This window comes from Dietzia sp. KRD202 (assembly GCF_017168155.1).
GTDB classification, from domain to species: Bacteria; Actinomycetota; Actinomycetes; order Mycobacteriales; family Mycobacteriaceae; genus Dietzia; species Dietzia kunjamensis.
The window spans coordinates 1-18463 of sequence record NZ_JABFAN010000005.1 but is presented as its reverse complement, the minus strand read 5'-3'; the positions used below and the strand labels follow the sequence as shown (position 1 = coordinate 18463).

Annotated in this window: 18 protein-coding genes; all 18 read left to right on the top strand. The window is 71.6% G+C overall.

Features of this window, described 5'->3' with window-relative positions; genetic code table 11:
• Nucleotides 1-29: 29 nt before the first annotated feature.
• Nucleotides 30-593: an elongation factor P gene (gene efp, locus J1M64_RS00860; protein WP_067717936.1), complete on the top strand. Its 564-nt coding sequence runs from the start codon at nucleotides 30-32 to the stop codon at nucleotides 591-593.
• A gap of 2 nt (nucleotides 594-595) precedes the next feature.
• Nucleotides 596-1174 (top strand): transcription antitermination factor NusB, encoded by a 579-nt coding sequence (gene nusB, locus J1M64_RS00855; RefSeq protein WP_206472176.1) that lies wholly within the window; start codon nucleotides 596-598, stop codon nucleotides 1172-1174.
• Between the two features lie 69 nt (nucleotides 1175-1243).
• Nucleotides 1244-1828 carry a bifunctional pyr operon transcriptional regulator/uracil phosphoribosyltransferase PyrR gene (pyrR, locus tag J1M64_RS00850; protein ID WP_067717941.1) on the top strand — a complete coding sequence of 195 codons (585 nt, stop codon included), beginning with the start codon at nucleotides 1244-1246 and terminating at the stop codon, nucleotides 1826-1828.
• Nucleotides 1825-2766 (top strand): aspartate carbamoyltransferase catalytic subunit, encoded by a 942-nt coding sequence (locus J1M64_RS00845; RefSeq protein ID WP_067717943.1) that lies wholly within the window; start codon nucleotides 1825-1827, stop codon nucleotides 2764-2766. Before pyrR ends, J1M64_RS00845 begins: the two co-directional genes overlap by 4 nt.
• Complete coding sequence (locus tag J1M64_RS00840) at nucleotides 2763-4088, top strand: dihydroorotase (protein WP_206472174.1); 1326 nt, start codon at nucleotides 2763-2765, stop codon at nucleotides 4086-4088. The genes J1M64_RS00845 and J1M64_RS00840 overlap by 4 nt, the downstream gene beginning before the upstream one ends.
• The gene (locus J1M64_RS00835) at nucleotides 4085-4633 is read left to right on the top strand and encodes a hypothetical protein (RefSeq protein ID WP_206472172.1); all 549 of its coding nucleotides are present in this window, start codon (nucleotides 4085-4087) and stop codon (nucleotides 4631-4633) included. The genes J1M64_RS00840 and J1M64_RS00835 overlap by 4 nt, the downstream gene beginning before the upstream one ends.
• The gene (gene carA / locus J1M64_RS00830; protein ID WP_206472170.1) at nucleotides 4630-5832 is read left to right on the top strand and encodes a glutamine-hydrolyzing carbamoyl-phosphate synthase small subunit; all 1203 of its coding nucleotides are present in this window, start codon (nucleotides 4630-4632) and stop codon (nucleotides 5830-5832) included. The genes J1M64_RS00835 and carA overlap by 4 nt, the downstream gene beginning before the upstream one ends.
• Nucleotides 5832-9194 carry a carbamoyl-phosphate synthase large subunit gene (gene carB, locus J1M64_RS00825; RefSeq protein ID WP_206472161.1) on the top strand — a complete coding sequence of 1121 codons (3363 nt, stop codon included), beginning with the start codon at nucleotides 5832-5834 and terminating at the stop codon, nucleotides 9192-9194. The genes carA and carB overlap by 1 nt, the downstream gene beginning before the upstream one ends.
• Complete coding sequence (pyrF, locus tag J1M64_RS00820) at nucleotides 9191-10036, top strand: orotidine-5'-phosphate decarboxylase (protein ID WP_096905427.1); 846 nt, start codon at nucleotides 9191-9193, stop codon at nucleotides 10034-10036. The genes carB and pyrF overlap by 4 nt, the downstream gene beginning before the upstream one ends.
• A 412-nt stretch (nucleotides 10037-10448) precedes the next feature.
• On the top strand, nucleotides 10449-10772 hold the full coding sequence (gene mihF, locus J1M64_RS00815) for an integration host factor, actinobacterial type (RefSeq protein WP_007631925.1): 324 nt from the start codon (nucleotides 10449-10451) through the stop codon (nucleotides 10770-10772).
• A 7-nt stretch (nucleotides 10773-10779) separates the two neighbouring features.
• Nucleotides 10780-11382 carry a guanylate kinase gene (gmk, locus tag J1M64_RS00810; protein WP_096905428.1) on the top strand — a complete coding sequence of 201 codons (603 nt, stop codon included), beginning with the start codon at nucleotides 10780-10782 and terminating at the stop codon, nucleotides 11380-11382.
• A 72-nt stretch (nucleotides 11383-11454) separates the two neighbouring features.
• Entirely contained in the window at nucleotides 11455-11739 is a 285-nt protein-coding gene (gene rpoZ / locus J1M64_RS00805) for a DNA-directed RNA polymerase subunit omega (protein WP_061228655.1), read from the top strand.
• Entirely contained in the window at nucleotides 11736-13016 is a 1281-nt protein-coding gene (gene coaBC / locus J1M64_RS00800; RefSeq protein ID WP_206472153.1) for a bifunctional phosphopantothenoylcysteine decarboxylase/phosphopantothenate--cysteine ligase CoaBC, read from the top strand. The genes rpoZ and coaBC overlap by 4 nt, the downstream gene beginning before the upstream one ends.
• A 60-nt stretch (nucleotides 13017-13076) precedes the next feature.
• A complete protein-coding gene (metK, locus tag J1M64_RS00795; RefSeq protein WP_173674754.1) occupies nucleotides 13077-14288 on the top strand; it encodes a methionine adenosyltransferase in 1212 nt (403 codons plus the stop codon).
• Nucleotides 14289-14332: 44 nt separating this feature from the next.
• On the top strand, nucleotides 14333-16387 hold the full coding sequence (locus J1M64_RS00790; protein ID WP_206472149.1) for a primosomal protein N': 2055 nt from the start codon (nucleotides 14333-14335) through the stop codon (nucleotides 16385-16387).
• Between the two features lie 102 nt (nucleotides 16388-16489).
• Nucleotides 16490-17044, top strand: a complete 555-nt coding sequence (gene def / locus J1M64_RS00785) for a peptide deformylase (RefSeq protein WP_067717969.1) — start codon at nucleotides 16490-16492, stop codon at nucleotides 17042-17044.
• A gap of 3 nt (nucleotides 17045-17047) precedes the next feature.
• Complete coding sequence (fmt, locus tag J1M64_RS00780; RefSeq protein ID WP_069389340.1) at nucleotides 17048-17980, top strand: methionyl-tRNA formyltransferase; 933 nt, start codon at nucleotides 17048-17050, stop codon at nucleotides 17978-17980.
• The coding region (locus tag J1M64_RS20275) for a transcription antitermination factor NusB (RefSeq protein ID WP_307872335.1) at nucleotides 17977-18463 on the top strand (487 nt) is incomplete at its 3' end. The genes fmt and J1M64_RS20275, both read left to right, overlap by 4 nt.

The following is an 18463-nucleotide window of genomic DNA, read 5'->3' as shown; positions in this document are numbered from 1 at the left end:
GCGGACGACTTCCCGAAGGAGTACCGACTATGGCGTCCACCGCCGATTTCAAGAACGGCCTCGTCCTCAAGGAGGAGGGCCAACTCTGGCAGATCACCGAGTTCCAGCACGTCAAGCCCGGCAAGGGCCCCGCGTTCGTGCGGACCAAGATGAAGAACGTGGTCAGCGGCAAGACCATCGACAAGACGTTCAGTGCCGGCGTGAAGGTGGAGACCGCGACCGTCGACCGGCGCGACATGACCTTCCTCTACCGCGACGGCGAGGACTACGTCCTCATGGACGAGAAGGACTTCGAGCAGATCAACGTCACGCCGACCGTGATGGGTGACGGTGCCCGCTTCCTGCTCGAGAACACCTCGGTCCAGGTCTCCATCCACGAGGGTGTCCCGCTGTTCGCCGAGATGCCGGTCGCCGTCGACCTGCTGGTCCAGCACACCGACCCGGGCCTGCAGGGCGACCGTTCGACCGGTGGCACCAAGCCGGCGACCCTCGAGACGGGTGCCGAGGTCCAGGTGCCGCTGTTCATCAACACCGGCGACAAGCTGCGCATCGACACCCGTGACGGCCGCTACCTCAGCCGGGTGAACGACTGATCATGTCGGAAGACGTCGACCACCGCCGTCGCGGATCACGCTACCGGGCGCGCAGGCGCGCGGTCTCGCTGCTGTTCGAGGCGGAGCTACGTGACGCGGACGTGGCGGCGCTCGCCGAGGAGCGTCGGCAGATGGGCGAGGACTCCCAGGAGTTCCACGACGTCGCGCCCTACACGATGGAGATCGTCACCGGCGTCGCCGAGCGGCTCGACCGCCTCGACTCCACCATCACCGAGCACCTGAGGGAGTGGACGCTGGAGCGGCTGCCCGCCGTCGACCGCGCGGTCCTGCGCGCCGGTGCGTGGGAACTGCTCTTCAGCTCGGACGAGGTGGACGCCGCCGTCGTGATCGACCAGGCGGTCCTTCTGGTGTCCGACCTGTCCGCGGAGAAATCGGTTCCGTACGTCAACGCGGTCCTCGACCGCGTGGCCGGCCTGGCCCAGCACATCAGGGCCGCCGAGCGGGCCGTGGCGGGCCTGGACACCCCGCCCGCCGACGCTGCCTCCGAGGCCGCCGGCGACGCGCCCGGAGACGTGTCGGAGGCCACGTCCGCCGATCCCGGAACGGACACCGGGGACTGATAGAGTTCAGGACCGAAAGCTATCCCTTTAACGAGCCGTCCAGCGAGGCGGACAAGGAGGTGGTGATCGGTGAGCGCTGACGGTTCGCAAGAGAACTCGGTGTCACTCTTCACGTCCGACGACGTCGCCAGGACGGTGTCCCGCCTGGCACATCAGATCATCGAACGCACTGCTGCGGACGCGCCCGACTCGGGCCCCGTGGTGCTGCTGGGAATCCCCACCCGCGGGGTGCCGCTCGCGGCCCGACTCGCCGAGAGGATCCGTGAGTTCAGCGGCGCGGACGTCCACGCCGGGGCCCTCGACGTCACGCTCTACCGCGACGACCTCGCCGGAGGCCCGCACCGGCCGATGAACCCCACGCGGGTCCCGTCGGCCGGGATCGACGGCGCGACGGTGATCCTCGTGGATGACGTCCTGTTCTCGGGCCGGACCATCCGCGCGGCGTTCGATGCCCTGCGCGACCTCGGGCGACCGGCGCGGGTCCAGCTCGCCGTGCTGGTCGACCGCGGGCATCGTGAACTGCCGATCCGGGCCGACTACGTGGGCAAGAACGTCCCCACCTCCCGCGACGAGGGAGTGTCCGTCCGGCTCACCGAGGTCGACGGGGTCGACGCCGTGGTCCTGCGGCGTCCGGACGCGGAGAGGACGAGATGAAGCACCTGCTCTCGGCCGCCGACCTCGACCGCGACTCGGCCCTGTCCATCCTCGACGAGGCGGAGCGACTCAAGGAGACGCTCCTCGGTCGCGAGGTCCGCAAGTTGCCGACGCTGCGGGGCAAGACCGTCCTCACCGTGTTCTACGAGAACTCCACCCGCACGCGGGTGTCGTTCGAGACGGCCGGTAAGTGGATGAGCGCGGACGTCATCAACGTCTCCGCCAGCGCCTCCTCGGTCCAGAAGGGCGAGTCGTTGCGCGACACGGCGCTCACCCTGACCGCCATCGGCGCGGACGCCCTCATCGTGCGCCACCCGGCCTCGGGGTCGGCTCAGCAGATCGCCGGGTGGGTCGCGCCGGGCGGCGTCGGCCCGTCGGTCATCAACGCCGGTGACGGGATGCACGAGCACCCCACCCAGGCACTGCTCGACGCCATGACCCTGCGTGAACGCCTCGGCGGGATAGACGGGCGCCGGGTGGTGATCGTCGGGGACATCCTGCACTCGCGCGTCGCCCGGTCCAACGCCCTGTTGCTGTCCACGTTGGGCGCGGAGGTGGTCCTCGTCGCCCCGCCGACCCTGCTCCCGGTGGGCGTCGACGGCTGGCCGGTCCGCGCGTCGACCGACCTCGACGCGGAGTTGGACGGTGCGGACGCCGTCATGATGCTGCGCGTCCAGGCCGAGCGGATGAACGGTGGGTTCTTCCCGTCCGCCCGCGAATACGCGGTGCGCTACGGGCTCGGGCCGACGCGCGCCGCCCGGCTCCGCGACGACGTCGTGGTCCTGCACCCGGGTCCGATGGTCCGTGGGATGGAGATCGGCTTCGACACCGCCGACGCGCCGTCCTCCGCGATCCTCCAGCAGGTCACCAACGGCGTGCACGTGCGCATGTCGGTACTGCTCCACACTCTCGTCACGGCGGAAGGAACCCCTGAGTGAGCGCCCCCCACACACCGACCCTGTTGCTACGGCGGGTGCGTCCCTACGGCGAAGGCGACCCGGTCGACGTCCTCGTCCGCGACGGCGTCATCGCCGCGATCGGTCCGGACGCGGGCGAGTCCGTGGACCTGTCCGCGACGGACACCGAGGTCCTCGATCCGGACGGCGCCGTGCTGCTGCCGGGGTTCGTCGACCTGCACACCCACCTCCGCGAACCCGGTCGCGAGGACACCGAGACCATCGCCTCGGGTTCGGCCGCCGCGGCCCGCGGGGGGTACACGGCGGTGTTCGCCATGGCCAACACCCAACCCCCGCAGGACAACCAGACGGTGACCGACTCGGTCTGGCGGATCGGCCTCGAGGTCGGACTGTGCGACGTGCACCCCGTCGGCGCCGTCACCGTGGGTCTCAAGGGTGAGCAGCTCACCGAGATGGGGCAGATGGCCGCGGGGGAGGCCCGCGTCAGGGTGTTCTCCGACGACGGGATGTGCGTCCACGACCCACTGGTGATGCGTCGAGCCCTGGAGTACTCGGCCGGATTGGGCGTCCTCGTCGCCCAGCACGCCGAGGAACCCCGGCTCACCGGCGGCGCCGTGGCCCACGAGGGGCCCCACGCCGCACGCCTGGGACTGACCGGGTGGCCGCGGTCGGCGGAGGAGTCGATCGTCGCCCGGGACGCGATCCTGGCCCGCGACGCCGGCGCCCGCGTGCACATCTGCCACGCCTCCACGACCGGCACCGTCGAACTGCTGCGGTGGGCCAAGGACCAGGGGATCTCGATCACCGCCGAGGTCACCCCGCACCACCTGCTCCTCGACGACTCCCGTCTCGAGACCTACGACGGCGTCTACCGGGTCAACCCGCCCCTGCGCGAGGCACACGACACCCTCGCGCTGCGCGAGGCGCTGAGGTCCGGCGTGATCGACTGCGTCGCCACCGACCACGCCCCACACGCCGCGCAGGAGAAGTGCTGCGAGTTCGCCGCCGCCCGGCCGGGCATGCTCGGACTCGAGACCGCCCTGCCGATCGTCGCCGCCCTGCTGGTCGAGACCGGGGACATGACCTGGCGGGACCTCGCCCGTGTCATGAGCACCCGGCCCGCCGAGATCGCCGGCCTGTCGGACCAGGGGCGACCGATCGCCGTAGGGGAGCCCGCGAACCTCGTCGTCGTCGACCCCGACTCCCCGTGGACCGTCGTCGGCGACGCGCTCGCAAGTCTGTCCGCCAACACCCCCTACGAGGGAATGACATTCGCGGCCAGGGTCGTCGGCACCGTGTACCGGGGCCGCCTGACCACCCGCGACGGAGAGGTACTCGCATGACCCAGGACTACTGGACCGTCATCATCGTCATCGCCGTGCTGCTCACGCTCATCGGCCTGATGACGCTGGGATGGCGGAACCGTAGCCGGTCCCAGGCCGGGCTCTTCGACGAGCTCCCCACCCCGCCCGCCGACCCGGGCGAGATCGTCCTGGGACCGCTGACCGGTGTCTACATCGGCAGCACCATCGCGGGGGACTGGCAGGCCCGGATCTCCCGGCCGCCCCTCGGCCACCGCTCGGCCGGCACCCTGACCGCCCACACCGGCGGCATACGCCTCGAGTTGGCCGACGCCGTCGTGTGGATCCCCCGCACCGACCTCCTCGACGTGCGCCGCGCCTCGGCGCTGGCCAACAAGACCGTGCCCGGCGGCGGCATCCTCGTCGCGCGATGGCAGGTGACGGGCACCGACGGCCGAACGCTCGTCGACTCCGGTTTCCGGGCCGACGACAAGGACACCTACCCCCGCTGGGAGGCGCTGCGCGGAGACGCCGACCCCTCCGACACGCCCACCGACTCCAGCTCCACCACCGAGGAGAACCAGTGACACCGCACAGCCACACGCCCGCGCCGCAGGCGGGCCCGCAACCCGCCGCGCTCGTCCTCGAGGACGGTCGGATCCACCGCGGCACCTCCTTCGGCGCGACCGGTACCACCCTCGGGGAGGCCGTGTTCACCACCGGCATGTCCGGCTACCAGGAGACCCTCACCGACCCCTCCTACTGCCGGCAGATCGTCGTGGCCACCGCCCCCCAGATCGGCAACACCGGCTGGAACGACGAGGACGGTGAGTCCCGCCTCGACGGCGAATCCCGCGGGGGGCGGATCTGGGTCTCCGGGTTCGTGATCCGCGACCTGTCGCGACAGCCCTCCAACTACCGGTCCACCCGCAGCCTCGAAGACGAGATGGTCGCCCAGGGCGTGGTCGGCATCGCCGGTATCGACACGCGCGCCGTGGTCCGCCACATCCGGGAGCTCGGGGCCATGAAGGCCGGGATCTTCTCGGGCGACGACCTGACCGACGACGAGACCATGCTCGCCGCGGTCCGGGCCCAGGAGTCCATGGCCGGTGCGTCGCTGTCCGACGAGGTCTCCACGCGCGAGGCGTACGTGGTGGAGCCGGAGGGCGAGGCGTCCCACACGATCGCCGCGCTGGACCTGGGTATCAAGTCCAACACCCCCCGGATGCTCGCCGCGCGCGGCATCCGGGTCCACGTCATCCCGGCGGGATCGACGCTGCAGGACATCCTCGACCTCGACGTCGACGGGGTGTTCCTGTCCAACGGTCCCGGCGACCCGGCGACGGCCGATCACGCGGTGCACCTCACCAAGGAGGTGCTGGGCCAGGGGATCCCCTTCTTCGGCATCTGCTTCGGGAACCAGATCCTCGGCCGGGCTCTGGGGCTGGAGACCTACAAGATGCAGTTCGGGCACCGCGGCATCAACATCCCGGTGATCGAGAAGGCCACCGGCGCCGTGTCCATCACCTCCCAGAACCACGGGTTCGCGCTGCGCGACCCGGAGGGTGACACCTGGCAGACCCCGTGGGGCACGGCCGCCGTGACCCACGTGTGCGCCAACGACGGCACCGTCGAGGGCGTCGCCCTGGTCGACGGCAGCGCCTTCTCCGTCCAGTACCACCCCGAATCCGCGGCAGGTCCCCGGGACGCCGCCGACCTCTTCGACCGCTTCGTCTCCATGCTCGCCGCCAACGGGTCCGCCGACTCGGGAAAGGGCTCGAACTGATGCCCCGCCGCACAGATATCGACCACGTCCTCGTGATCGGCTCCGGTCCGATCGTCATCGGACAGGCCTGCGAGTTCGACTACTCGGGCACCCAGGCCTGCCGCGTGCTCAAGTCCGAAGGACTGCGCGTCACCCTCGTCAACTCCAACCCGGCCACGATCATGACCGACCCGGAGTTCGCCGACGCCACCTACGTCGAGCCCATCACGCCCGAGTTCATCGACAAGATCCTGACCAAGGAGGCCGCCGACGGCCACCCCGTGGACGCGGTCCTCGCGACCCTCGGTGGGCAGACCGCGCTGAACGCCGCCATGCAGCTGGACGCCCAGGGGCTCCTCGACAAGCACGGGGTCGAGCTCATCGGCGCGGACATCCCCGCCATCAACCGCGGCGAGGACCGGCAGACCTTCAAGGACATCGTCGCCAGCGTGGGCGGCGAGTCGGCCCGCAGCGCCGTCTGCCACACCATGGAGGAGGTCCACGCCACCGTCGCCGAGCTGGGGCTGCCGGTCGTGGTCCGGCCCTCCTTCACCATGGGCGGCCTGGGCTCGGGTCTGGCCTACACCACCGAGGACCTCGAGCGCATCGCCGGCGGCGGGCTTTCCGCCTCGCCGACCGCGAACGTCCTCATCGAGGAGTCCATCCTCGGGTGGAAGGAGTACGAACTCGAGCTGATGCGCGACAACAAGGACAACGTCGTGGTGATCTGCTCGATCGAGAACGTGGACGCCCTGGGCGTGCACACCGGCGACTCCGTCACCGTCGCGCCGTCCATGACGCTGACCGACCGCGAGTTCCAGAACATGCGCGACCTGGGCATCGCGATCATCCGCGCCGTGGGCGTGGACACCGGCGGCTGCAACATCCAGTTCGCCATCAACCCCGTCGACGGCCGCCTGGTCGTGATCGAGATGAACCCCCGGGTCTCGCGGTCCTCCGCGCTGGCCTCCAAGGCCACCGGCTTCCCGATCGCCAAGATCGCAGCACGGCTGGCCATCGGGTACTCGCTCGACGAGATCACCAACGACATCACCGGCGAGACCCCCGCGTGCTTCGAGCCGACCCTCGACTACGTGGTGGTCAAGGCGCCCCGGTTCGCCTTCGAGAAGTTCCCGGGTGCCGACGACACCCTCACCACCACCATGAAGTCGGTGGGTGAGGCCATGAGCCTGGGGCGCAACTACCGGGAGGCCCTCGGTAAGGTCATGCGGTCGCTGGAGACCAAGGCCTCGGGGTTCTGGACCCTGCCCGACGAGACCATCGCACCCGGGCGCTCCACCGACGTGGATGCGGTGCTCGCCGACCTGGTCCGTCCGACCGAGGGCCGGATGTACGACGTCGAGCTGGCGCTGCGCCTGGGGGCGACGGTCCAGCAGGTCCACGAGGCCTCCGGCATCGACCCGTGGTTCCTCGAGGAGGTGGCCGAGCTCGTGGACCTGCGCCGCGAGATCGTCGACGCCGCCGTGCTGGGCGCGGACCTGCTGCGTCGGGCCAAGCACAACGGTCTGTCGGACGCGCAGATCGCCGCCCTCCGACCCGAGTTCGCCGGTGCCGAGGGCGTGCAGCGCCTGCGCCACCGGCTGGGGATCCGGCCCGTCTACAAGACGGTCGACACGTGCGCCGCGGAGTTCGAGGCCAAGACCCCGTACCACTACTCGACCTACGAGCTCGACCCCGCCGCCGAGTCCGAGGTCGCCCCGCAGACCGAGCGCGAGAAGGTGATCATCCTCGGTTCCGGGCCCAACCGCATCGGCCAGGGCATCGAGTTCGACTACTCCTGCGTGCACGCCGCCCTGACGCTGTCCGAGGCCGGGTACGAGACGGTCATGGTCAACTGCAACCCGGAGACGGTCTCGACCGACTACGACACGGCCGACCGGCTGTACTTCGAGCCCCTGACGTTCGAGGACGTCATGGAGGTCTTCCACGCCGAGTCCGAGTCCGGCACGGTCGCCGGTGTGCTGGTGCAGCTCGGTGGCCAGACCCCGCTGGGGCTGGCCGCGCAGCTCGAGGCCGCCGGCGTGCCCATCGTGGGCACCAGCCCGTCCGCGATCGACCTGGCCGAGGACCGCCGCGAGTTCGGTGAGGTGCTGGTCCGGGCGGGGCTGCCGGCCCCGGCGTTCGGCACCGCGATCAACGCCGACGAGGCCACCGCCATCGCCGCCGACATCGGGTACCCGGTCCTGGTGCGCCCGTCCTACGTGCTGGGCGGCCGGGGCATGGAGATCGTCTACGACGAGGGCTCCCTGCGCTCGTACATCGACCGCGCCACCGAGATCAGCCCGGACCGACCGGTGCTGGTGGACCGCTTCCTCGACGACGCCGTGGAGATCGACGTCGACGTCCTGTGCGACGGCACCGAGGTGTACCTGGGCGGCGTCATGGAGCACATCGAGGAGGCCGGCATCCACTCCGGCGACTCCGCCTGCACGCTGCCGCCGATCACCCTCGGGCAGGACGACATCGACAGGGTCCGCCGCTCCAGCGAGGCGCTGGCCATGGGCATCGGCGTCAAGGGCCTGATGAACGTGCAGTACGCCCTCAAGGACGACGTGCTCTACGTCCTCGAGGCCAACCCCCGGGCCAGCCGGACGGTGCCCTTCGTGTCCAAAGCGACCGGTGTGCACCTTGCCAAGGCGTGTGCCCGCATCATGCTGGGCGAGTCGATCGCCGACCTGCGCGCGGAGGGGCTGCTCCCGTCCGACCGGGACGGCGGCTCCCTGCCCGCGGACGCCCCCGTCGCCGTCAAGGAGGCGGTGCTGCCGTTCAACCGGTTCCGCACCCCAGAGGGCGACACCGTGGAGTCCCTGCTCAGCCCGGAGATGAAGTCCACGGGTGAGGTCATGGGCATCGGCCCGGACTTCGCCGTGGCCTTCGCCAAGGGCCAGCTGTCCGCCGACGGCGTGCTACCGCTGTCGGGCACGGTGTTCGTCTCGGTGGCCAACCGGGACAAGCGGTCGATGGTGTTCCCGGCCCAGCGGCTGGCGGCGCTCGGGTTCACGGTGCTGGCCACCGAGGGCACCGCGCTCATGCTCCGCCGGTACGGCATCGCCTGCGAGACCGTGGCCAAGCTGACCGAGTCCGGCACCGGCCCGGTCTACGAGGACGGCCGGCCGATCCGCACGATCGTCGACCGAATCAACGCCGACGAGGTGGACCTCATCCTCAACATCGCCTCGTCGACCGGGGGCACCCGTGCCGACGGCCACGAGATCCGCTCCGCGGCGATCTCCCGCCGCGTGCCCTGCGTGACCACCGTCCAGGGCGCCACCGCGGCGGTCCACGGGATCGAGGCCATGCTGCGCGGCGACGTCAGCGTCAGCCCCCTGCAGGAGCTGCACGCCGGGTACGCGGCGCGGTGACGACTACCGCGGCCCCGTTCGGCGCCCGCCTGCGCAGGGCGGTCGCCGAGCGGGGCAACCTCTGCGTGGGCATCGACCCCCACCCGGCGCTGCTGGAGGCGTGGGGCCTGGGCGTCGACGCGGCCGGTGTGGCGGAGTTCTCGCGGCGGTCGCTCGAGGCATTCGGGGACCTGGTCCCCGCGGTCAAACCCCAGGTGGCGTTCTTCGAGGAGTACGGGTCCGCCGGGTTCCGGGTCCTGGAGGAGCTGCTGGGCGCGATCGGCGAGCGCGGGGCGCTGTCGGTGGCCGACGCCAAACGCGGCGACATCGGCTCCACCATGGCCGGGTACGCCCGCGCGTGGCTGCGGGACGGGTCCCCGCTGGCCTGCGACGCGCTCACGGTGTCCCCGTACCTCGGGGTGGGCGCACTGGACGCGGCGTTCGAGACGGCGGCCTCCTCCGGCCGGGGCCTGTTCGTCCTCGCCCGGACCTCCAACCCGGAGGCCTCCGCGCTGCAGGCGTCCGTGGGCGGCTCCGGGACCGTCGCGCAGACGGTCGTGGACGAGGTGTCCCGCCGGAACGCGGGCGCCGGAGCGGACGCGCCCGGGTCCTTCGGGGTGGTCGTGGGTGCCACGGTCGCCGACCCGCCGGACCTCGGCGGCCTCCGCGGGCCCGTCCTGATGCCGGGGGTGGGGGAGCAGGGGGGCACCCTCGACGACGTGGTGCGCATCGCCGGTCCCGCGCTTCCGGACACGCTCGTGAACGTCTCCCGGCACGTGCTGCGGGCGGGCCCCGACGTGGGGGCGATGCGCGCGACGGTCGTCGAACTGGCCGCACGGTACAGGTTCGCCGACGACTCGTGAGTGGCCAGGTCCCACTCGGGTGTACCGGCGTCCCACCGGACACGGCCACCGACCTCCGGACTCGCGGGAATCGGGCGGTTCACGTCGCGCCCCGGGACGGGCGGCGCTAGGGTGCGATACAACCTCGAACCGTCAATTCGCAGATCAGACGGGGTGCCACAGCGGGACCCCGTCTGGTACCCGGCCGGTCGGCCGCGTACTGTTGCTGAGGTCATCAGGCCCGGAGCCGTGGAAGTCTCCCTCGGGGGCGGCGGAACCGCCCGGGTACGGTGAGCACGAGGGAGCGCCCGCTCCCGGAGGTGTTCCGCAGCCCGCGGACGCGCCGGGGCCGGTCACCGCACACCAGGCGGGGGTGTCCTACGGTGGACATCCGCGTGAGTCATGAGACACACACGAACGAGACGGAGGAATTGTGGCCCTTCCCCAGTTGACCGATGAGCAGCGCGCTGCTGCTCTGGAGAAGGCGGCTGCCGCCCGTCGCGCCCGGGCTGAGCTCAAGGAGCGCCTGAAGCGTGGCGGCACCGACCTCAAGCAGGTGCTCAAGGATGCCGAGAGCGACGAGATCCTCGGCAAGATGAAGGTCTCGGCGCTGCTCGAGGCCCTGCCCAAGGTCGGCAAGGTCAAGGCTCAGGAGATCATGACCGAGCTCGAGATCGCGCCGACGCGTCGTCTGCGTGGTCTCGGTGACCGCCAGCGTCGCGCACTGCTCGAGCGGTTCGACTTCACGGTCGACTGATCGACGCATGAACACACCGTCATCCGGGGCCACCCCGGAGACGACGGCGAAGAGGGGCCGGCTGATCGTCTTGGCCGGCCCCTCCGCCGTCGGGAAATCAACCGTCGTCGCCCGTCTCCGCGAGTGCGTCCCCGACCTCTACTTCAGCGTGTCGATGACCACACGGGACCCGCGGCCCGGGGAGGTCGACGGCCGCGACTACTACTTCGTGTCCACCGAGGACTTCCGGAAAGCGGTATCCGAGGGTCGGATGTTGGAGTGGGCGGAGATCCACCGCGGACTGCAGCTCTCCGGGACCCCCGCCGATCCGGTGCACCGCGCGCTCGAGGCGGGACGACCGGTCCTCATCGAGGTGGACCTCGCCGGGGTGCGCCAGATCCGCGAGTCGATCCCGGAGGGCAGGACCGTGTTCCTCGCCCCGCCGTCGTGGGAGGAACTCGAGGTCCGGCTGCGTGGCCGGGGCACCGAACCGCAGGACGTGGTGGGCCGCCGACTCGAGACCGCGAAGGTCGAGATGGAGGCCCGCGGAGAGTTCGACGAGGTCGTCGTCAACGACGAACTCGAAAAGGCCGTGGACGAGTTGGTATCATTGCTGGTCGGCCGCGACTAGCGGCGAGCCAAGCGTCACCAGGGTGTCATCGACGACACCGACCCCAGGCAGTACCCCAGAGGAGAACCCATAGTGGCCACCACCGAAGCCGCAGCGGCCACCCCGCTGTACGACACCCCGATCGGCATCACGAATCCCCCGATCGATGAGCTGCTCGAGCGGGCGTCCTCGAAGTACGCACTCGTGATCTTCGCCGCCAAGCGCGCGCGCCAGATCAACTCGTACTACAACCAGATCGAGGAGGGAATCCTCGAGTACGTCGGCCCGCTGGTCGACCCGGGGCTGCACGAGAAGCCCCTCACCATCGCGCTGCGTGAGCTGCACTCCGACCTGCTCGATTGCGCCGAGGGCGAGTGAGCCCCTCCGGGGACGACATGCGCAGCCCGCGCGTCGTCGTCGGAGTCGGCGGCGGGATCGCCGCCTACAAAGCATGTGGCCTCATCCGGTTGCTCACCGAGTCCGGATGCCACGTCGACGTCGTCCCCACAGAGGCGGCCCTGCGATTCGTCGGGTCCGCCACCTTCGAGGCGCTGTCCGGGAACCCGGTGTCCACCGGGGTGTTCTCGGACGTGCCCTCGGTCCGCCACGTCGCCCTCGGGCAACGGGCGGACCTCGTCGTCGTCGCTCCCGCTACCGCGGACCTGCTGGCCCGCGCGGCGAGCGGGCGCGCCGACGATCTCCTCACCTCCACACTCCTCACCGCGCGGTGTCCGGTGCTCCTCGCCCCGGCCATGCACACCGAGATGTGGGAGCACCCCGCGACGCGTCGCAACGTCGACACCCTCCGAGGCGACGGCATCCACGTCATGCCGCCGGCGTCCGGCCGGCTCACCGGCGCCGACACCGGCGCGGGGCGACTACCGGAGCCCCCCGACATCGCGCGGTTGGCCCGGCTCCTCCTCGACGGCGGATCACTGCCGTGGGACCTCGCCGACACGCGCATCGTCGTCACCTCCGGAGGTACCCGTGAGGAGATCGACCCCGTGCGCTTCCTCGGTAACCGCAGCTCGGGCAAGCAGGGCCACGCGATCGCCGCGGTGGCCGCTGCCCGGGGTGCCAGGGTGACCCTGGTGACGTCCTCCGATCTGCCGACCCCGCCCGCCGTCGAGGTCGTCCACATCGAGTCCGCCCTCGAACTGCGGGAGCAGACCCTGCGCGCAGCGGCCCGGGCGGACGTGGTCGTCAAGGCCGCCGCCGTCGCCGACTTCCGGCCCACCGACGTCTCCGACTCCAAGCTCAAGAAGGGCAGCGGATCGGAGCCCGCGGAGATCCGCCTCCGGCGGAACCCGGACATCCTCGCCGACCTGGTCTCCGCGCGTGCGGCGGGGGACGTCCCGGCCGACTGCGTGCTCGTGGGTTTCGCCGCCGAGACCGGGGACGCGTCGGGCACGGTCCTCGAGCACGGCCGCGCCAAGCTCGCCCGGAAGGGGTGCGACCTCCTCGTCGTCAACGAGGTGGGACGGGACACCACCTTCGGACAGGACGTCAACGGCGGCTGGATCCTCGACTCGGGCGGCGGCGAGACGGCCCTCGAGCGCGCCAGCAAGGACCTCCTGGCCGACCGTCTACTCGACGCGATCGTGGGGATCGCTCGCGGGCGGACCGGGCGGAGTGACGCAGACCGCACCGACTAGTCTGTCCCCACGCGATCGGCAACGATCACACGCGATCCCACCATGGAAGAGAGAACCACTGTGACGCAGGCACGTCGGCTGTTCACCAGCGAGTCCGTGACCGAGGGGCATCCGGACAAGATCTGTGACGCGATCTCAGATTCGATCCTGGACGCGATGCTGGAGCAGGACCCGGCGGCCCGAGTGGCCGTGGAGACGATGGTCACCACCGGCATGGTCCACGTGGCCGGCGAGGTCAAGACCACCGGTTACGTGGAGATCCCGCAGCTCATCCGCGACAAGATCGTCGAGATCGGTTACGACTCCTCGGACAAGGGTTTCGACGGCGTCTCCTGCGGCGTGTCGATCTCGATCGGGCAGCAGTCGCCGGAGATCGCCCAGGGCGTGGACACCTCCCACGAGGCCCGCACCTCCACAGACTCGGTCGAGGACGCCATCGCCCGCCAGGGTGCCGGCGACCAGGGCCTGATGTTCGGCTACGCCTGCTCGGACACCCCCGAGCTCATGCCACTGCCCATCGCGCTGGCCCACCGCCTCTCGCGGCGGCTGACCGAGGTGCGCAAGGACGGCACGCTGGCCTACCTGCGCCCGGACGGCAAGACCCAGGTCACCATCGAGTACGACGGCGACCGCGCGGTCCGGCTGGACACCATCGTCATCTCCACCCAGCACGCCGACGGCATCGACCTGGAGACCACCCTGCGCGACGACCTCACGCAGCACGTGATCGACCCGGTCCTGGCCGAGGCCGCCGGTGGGATCGACACCGCCGACTTCCGACTGCTGGTCAACCCGACCGGCCGGTTCGTGCTCGGCGGCCCGATGGGCGACGCCGGCCTGACCGGACGCAAGATCATCGTCGACACCTACGGCGGCATGGCCCGCCACGGTGGCGGCGCGTTCTCCGGCAAGGACCCGTCGAAGGTGGACCGCTCCGCCGCCTACGCCATGCGCTGGGTCGCCAAGAACATCGTCGCCGCCGGCCTGGCCGAGCGCGTCGAGGTCCAGGTCGCCTACGCCATCGGCAAGGCCGCCCCGGTCGGGTTGTTCGTCGAGGCGTTCGGCACCGAGAAGGTCGACATCGACCGGCTCCAGCAGGCGGTGACCGAGGTGTTCGACCTGCGGCCCGGTGCGATCATCCGCGACCTGGACCTCAAGCGTCCGATCTACGCCCCCACGGCCGCCTACGGACACTTCGGCCGCACCGACATCGACCTGCCCTGGGAGCGCACCGACCGCGTCGACGAACTCAAGCAGGCCGCCGGACTCTGACGCCGTCACCCCGTGTGTCGTAGCGGGGTGCGAGTATTCCGGACGTGACCACCACGCGCCCAGCGACCCGGGTCGCGGCGGCCGATGCCCCCGTGGCCCGGGTCCTGCCGTTGCTCGGGGTCTTCCATCTCGACCGGGAGTTCGACTACCTGGTCCCCGAGTCCCTCTCCGCCGAGGCGGTGCCGGGGGTGCGGGTGCGGGTGAGGTTCGCCGGGCGGCTGGTCGACGGTTTCCTCGTCGAGCGGCGCGCGCAGACCGATCACCAGGGGGAACTCGCCTGGCTCGAGCGGGTCGTGTCACCCGAGCCCGTCCTCACCCCGGACCTGCTCCGGTTGGTCGACCTGGTCGCACGGCGGTGGGTGGGTATGCGCTCGGACGTGATCCGGTTGGCGATCCCGCCGCGCCACGCCGCCGCCGAGAAGTCCGTTCCCGAGCCGGGGCCGCCTCTGGGGGTGTCGGTGGGGCCGGTAGGGCCGGTAGAGATGCCGGAGGGGTGGGGCGACCACCCGATGGTCGCGAGGTTCCTCGAGGCCGCGACCGGCGCCGTCCCCGCCCGCGGGGTGTGGACGGTCCCGCCGGGACGGGACTGGGCCGGTGCCCTGGCGACCCTCGCCGACTCACTGCGTCGTCGTGGACTCCAGGTCCTCCTGATCGTCCCGGACCAGCGGGACGTCGACCGCCTCACCGCGGCCTGTCGCGAGGTCGTCGGCGGCGGCGCGGCCGGTCGGGACCTCGTCACGGATCTGTCCGCCGGGGTCGGGCCGTCCGCCCGGTACCGACGCTGGTTGCGGGCGATCCGCGGCCACGCCCGGATCGTCGTGGGCACCCGGAGCGCGGTCTTCGCCCCCCTGCCCGAACTCGGTCTCATCGTGCTGCACGACGACGGGGACGACTCGTTCGTCGAGCCGCGTGCCCCGTACCCCCACACGCGTGACATCGCCGCGCAGCGATCGGCCCTCGAGGGGGTACCCCTGTTGCTGTCGTCGGTGGACCGGACCCCCGAGGTCGCCGAATACGTCCGCTCCGGGTGGGCACACGAGATCCGCCCGCGCCCCGGACTGACCCGCGAGCTCGCGCCCCGCGTGGTCGCCGTGACCGACGCCGACCCGGTGCAGGCCCGCGACGTCGCGGGGGGCCGCACGCGGCTGCCCGCCGTGGCGTTGACGATGGCCCGGGAAGCGATCGACGTGGACGCCCCGGTCCTCGTACAGGTGCCCCGCAAGGGGTACATCCCCACGCTGCTGTGTGGGTCGTGCCGGACCCCGGCGCGGTGTCGCCGGTGCAACGGCCCGCTCCGCGCCGGGAGGATGGACGAGGTCCACGGGCCGGTGGAGCTGGCGTGCGGGTGGTGCGGGGCCCCCGAGCCGAGCTTCCGCTGCGTGGCCTGCGGGTCACGGGCGCTGCGGGCCGGGGTGGTGGGGGCAGGCCGCACGGCGGAAGAGCTGGGCCGGATGTTCCCGGGTGTCCGGATCCGCACGAGTGGGGGAGGGGAGATCCTGGACACCGTGCCCGCGAGCCCGGCGATCATCGTCGCCACCCCGGGAGCGGAACCCGTCGCCGAGGGCGGGTACGGGGCCGCACTGCTCCTGGACTCGTGGGCGCTTCTCGGCCGACCCGACCTGCGGGCCGTCCAGCACGCCCTGCGCCTGTGGATCGGGGCGGCCGGTCTCGTCCGTCCCGCCGACGAGGGGGGCAGGGTGTTCCTGTCCGCCGAATCCGAGTCCGCGGTCGCCCAGGCGCTGGTCCGGTGGGATCCCCAGGGCTGGGCCGAACGGGAGCTCGCGGACCGCGCCGAGGTCGGGTTCCCGCCGGCGGTGCACATGATCGCGGTCGACGGGCCGGCCGCCGCGCTCGCCGAGGTCCTCGAGGACTTCCGCCTCACGGACCGTGTCGAGGTACTGGGTCCGGTGGATCTGCCCGCCGGGGAGGAGCTCCCTGGTCATGACGAGGTGGAGGACCCGGAGCGTGTGCTGTTCCGGGTGCCCCCGCCCGTCCTCGCCGAGGTCGCGGCAGAGCTCCGGGCACTGGTCCTCCGGCGCTCCGGACGCCGCCACAGCCACTCGGTCCGGGTTCGTCTGGACCCCGTCCACATCGGTTGACCGCCCCGCCGTGCGTCCGGCCGACCGCCGACGACGGCGCACGCCGACGGAGCGCCTAGAATGGCCGTTCAGCACCGACGCCTGCCAGGAGACCCGATACGCATGTCCGTCCATCCCGTCCGGCTCTTCGGCGACCCGGTCCTCCGGACCCCCGCCGACCCCGTCACCTCCTTCGACGACAGGCTGGCACGCACCGTGGCGGACCTCATGGACACCGTCGCGCACGAGGAGGGCGCCGGGCTCGCGGCGCCCCAGATCGGGTTGTCCACCCGCGTGTTCGTCTACAGCTGCGGCGGGCGGGAGGGTCACCTGGTCAATCCCGAGTGGGAGCCGATCGGCGAGGAGAAGACCCACGTCAACGAGGGCTGCCTGTCCATCCCCGGGATCTCACTGCCCACGGAGCGGTTCGCCCGCGTCCGGGCCCGCGGAGTCGACGTGCACGGCGAGCCCGTCAGCTTCGAGGCCGAGGGCATCCTCGCCCGCGCCGTCCAGCATGAGACCGACCACCTGGACGGGGTGCTGTTCCTGCAACGCCTCACCCCGGAGCGCCGACGCGAGGCGATGGCCGAGGTCCGCTCGGCCAGCTGGTTCGGCAGCGCCGCGGTCAGCGGCGGCGTCATCTACGACACGCTCTCCGACGCGATGGCGGTGAGGTGAGAAGTGCGTCTCGTCTTCGCCGGCACCCCGGAGGTCGCCGTCCCGTCCCTGCAGGCGCTGCTCGACAGTGACCGTCACGAGGTCGTCGCCGTCGTCTCGCGTCCCGACGCCCGCACCGGCCGCGGTCGGGGACTGTCCCGCAGCCCCGTGGCGGCCGCGGCCTGCGCCGCGGGCATCGAGGTCCTCACCCCGCCGAACGCCCGCGACCCCGAGTTCGCGGAGCGACTGCGCGCGCTGGCACCCGACGCGGTGCCGGTGGTCGCCTACGGCCACCTCGTTCCGCGCCCCGTCCTCGACATCCCCACCCACGGGTGGATCAACCTGCACTTCTCCCTGCTCCCCGCATGGCGGGGGGCCGCCCCGGTCAACGCCGCCGTCGCCGCCGGTGACGAGGTCACCGGCGCGACGACGTTCCTGCTGGACGAGGGCATGGACACCGGCCCGGTGCTGGGGACGATGACCGAGACCGTCCGGCCCCGCGACACGGCCGGTGACCTGCTCGGCCGACTCGCCGTGTCCGGCGCCGGGCTGCTGGCGGCGACACTGGACGGGATCGAGACGGGAGAGCTCCGCGCTGTTCCCCAACCGGCCGACGGCGCCTCCCATGCACCGAAGCTCACGGTCGACGACGCGCGGGTGCGATGGAGTGATCCCGCCCTGGCCGTCGACCGGCACATCCGGTCGGTCACCCCGGCGCCGGGGGCCTGGACGACCCTCGGCGGCGAACGGGTGAAGATCGGCTCGGCCCGCCCTGCCGAGGATCCACCCACGGACCTCGGGCCCGGCCTCATCTCGTGGGACAAGCGGTCGTTCCTCGTGGGCACCGCGACGGTACCGATGGCGATCGAGACCATCCAGCCCCCCGGCAAGAAGATGATGAACGCACTGGACTGGGTGCGCGGCGCCCGCCTCGACGAGGGCGCGGTGTTCGAGTGAGCGCCGACGACCGACAGGGCCGCGGACAGGGGCCCGATTCCCGCCGCGGGGGCGGACAGGGACGCCCGAAGAGCGGTGGAGGAAACCGCCCGCAGTCGGACCGCCGGCGACGTCCGGACTCCCGTCCGCAGAAGCAGCAGAAGCAGCCCCGTCCCGACGCCAGGACCGTCGCGCTGGCGGTCATGGCGGCCGTGCGGGAACGCGCCGCCTACGCCAACCTGGCCCTGCCGGCGGAACTGCGCCGCGCCAAGCTGGACACACGCGACGCGGCGCTGGCCACGGAGTTGACCTACGGCACGCTCCGCGCACAGGGACTGCTCGACCGGGTGATCGTGCTTGCGGCGTCCCGGCCCGTCGAGGAGATCGATCCGCCGGTCCTCGATCTCGTGCGGCTGGGCGCCTACCAGCTGCTGTTCACCCGGATCGGTGCGCACGCCGCCGTCGACACCGCCGTCGAGGCCGCGCGCACCGCCGGCCTGGGCC

Coding starts and splice junctions, on each gene's coding strand:
- J1M64_RS00835 (WP_206472172.1), top strand. CDS start 4,085: ATGACCCAGGACTACTGGACCGTCATCATCGTCATCGCCGTGCTGCTC.
- J1M64_RS00845 (WP_067717943.1), top strand. CDS start 1,825: ATGAAGCACCTGCTCTCGGCCGCCGACCTCGACCGCGACTCGGCCCTG.
- efp (WP_067717936.1), top strand. CDS start 30: ATGGCGTCCACCGCCGATTTCAAGAACGGCCTCGTCCTCAAGGAGGAG.
- def (WP_067717969.1), top strand. CDS start 16,490: ATGTCCGTCCATCCCGTCCGGCTCTTCGGCGACCCGGTCCTCCGGACC.
- carB (WP_206472161.1), top strand. CDS start 5,832: ATGCCCCGCCGCACAGATATCGACCACGTCCTCGTGATCGGCTCCGGT.
- gmk (WP_096905428.1), top strand. CDS start 10,780: ATGAACACACCGTCATCCGGGGCCACCCCGGAGACGACGGCGAAGAGG.
- nusB (WP_206472176.1), top strand. CDS start 596: ATGTCGGAAGACGTCGACCACCGCCGTCGCGGATCACGCTACCGGGCG.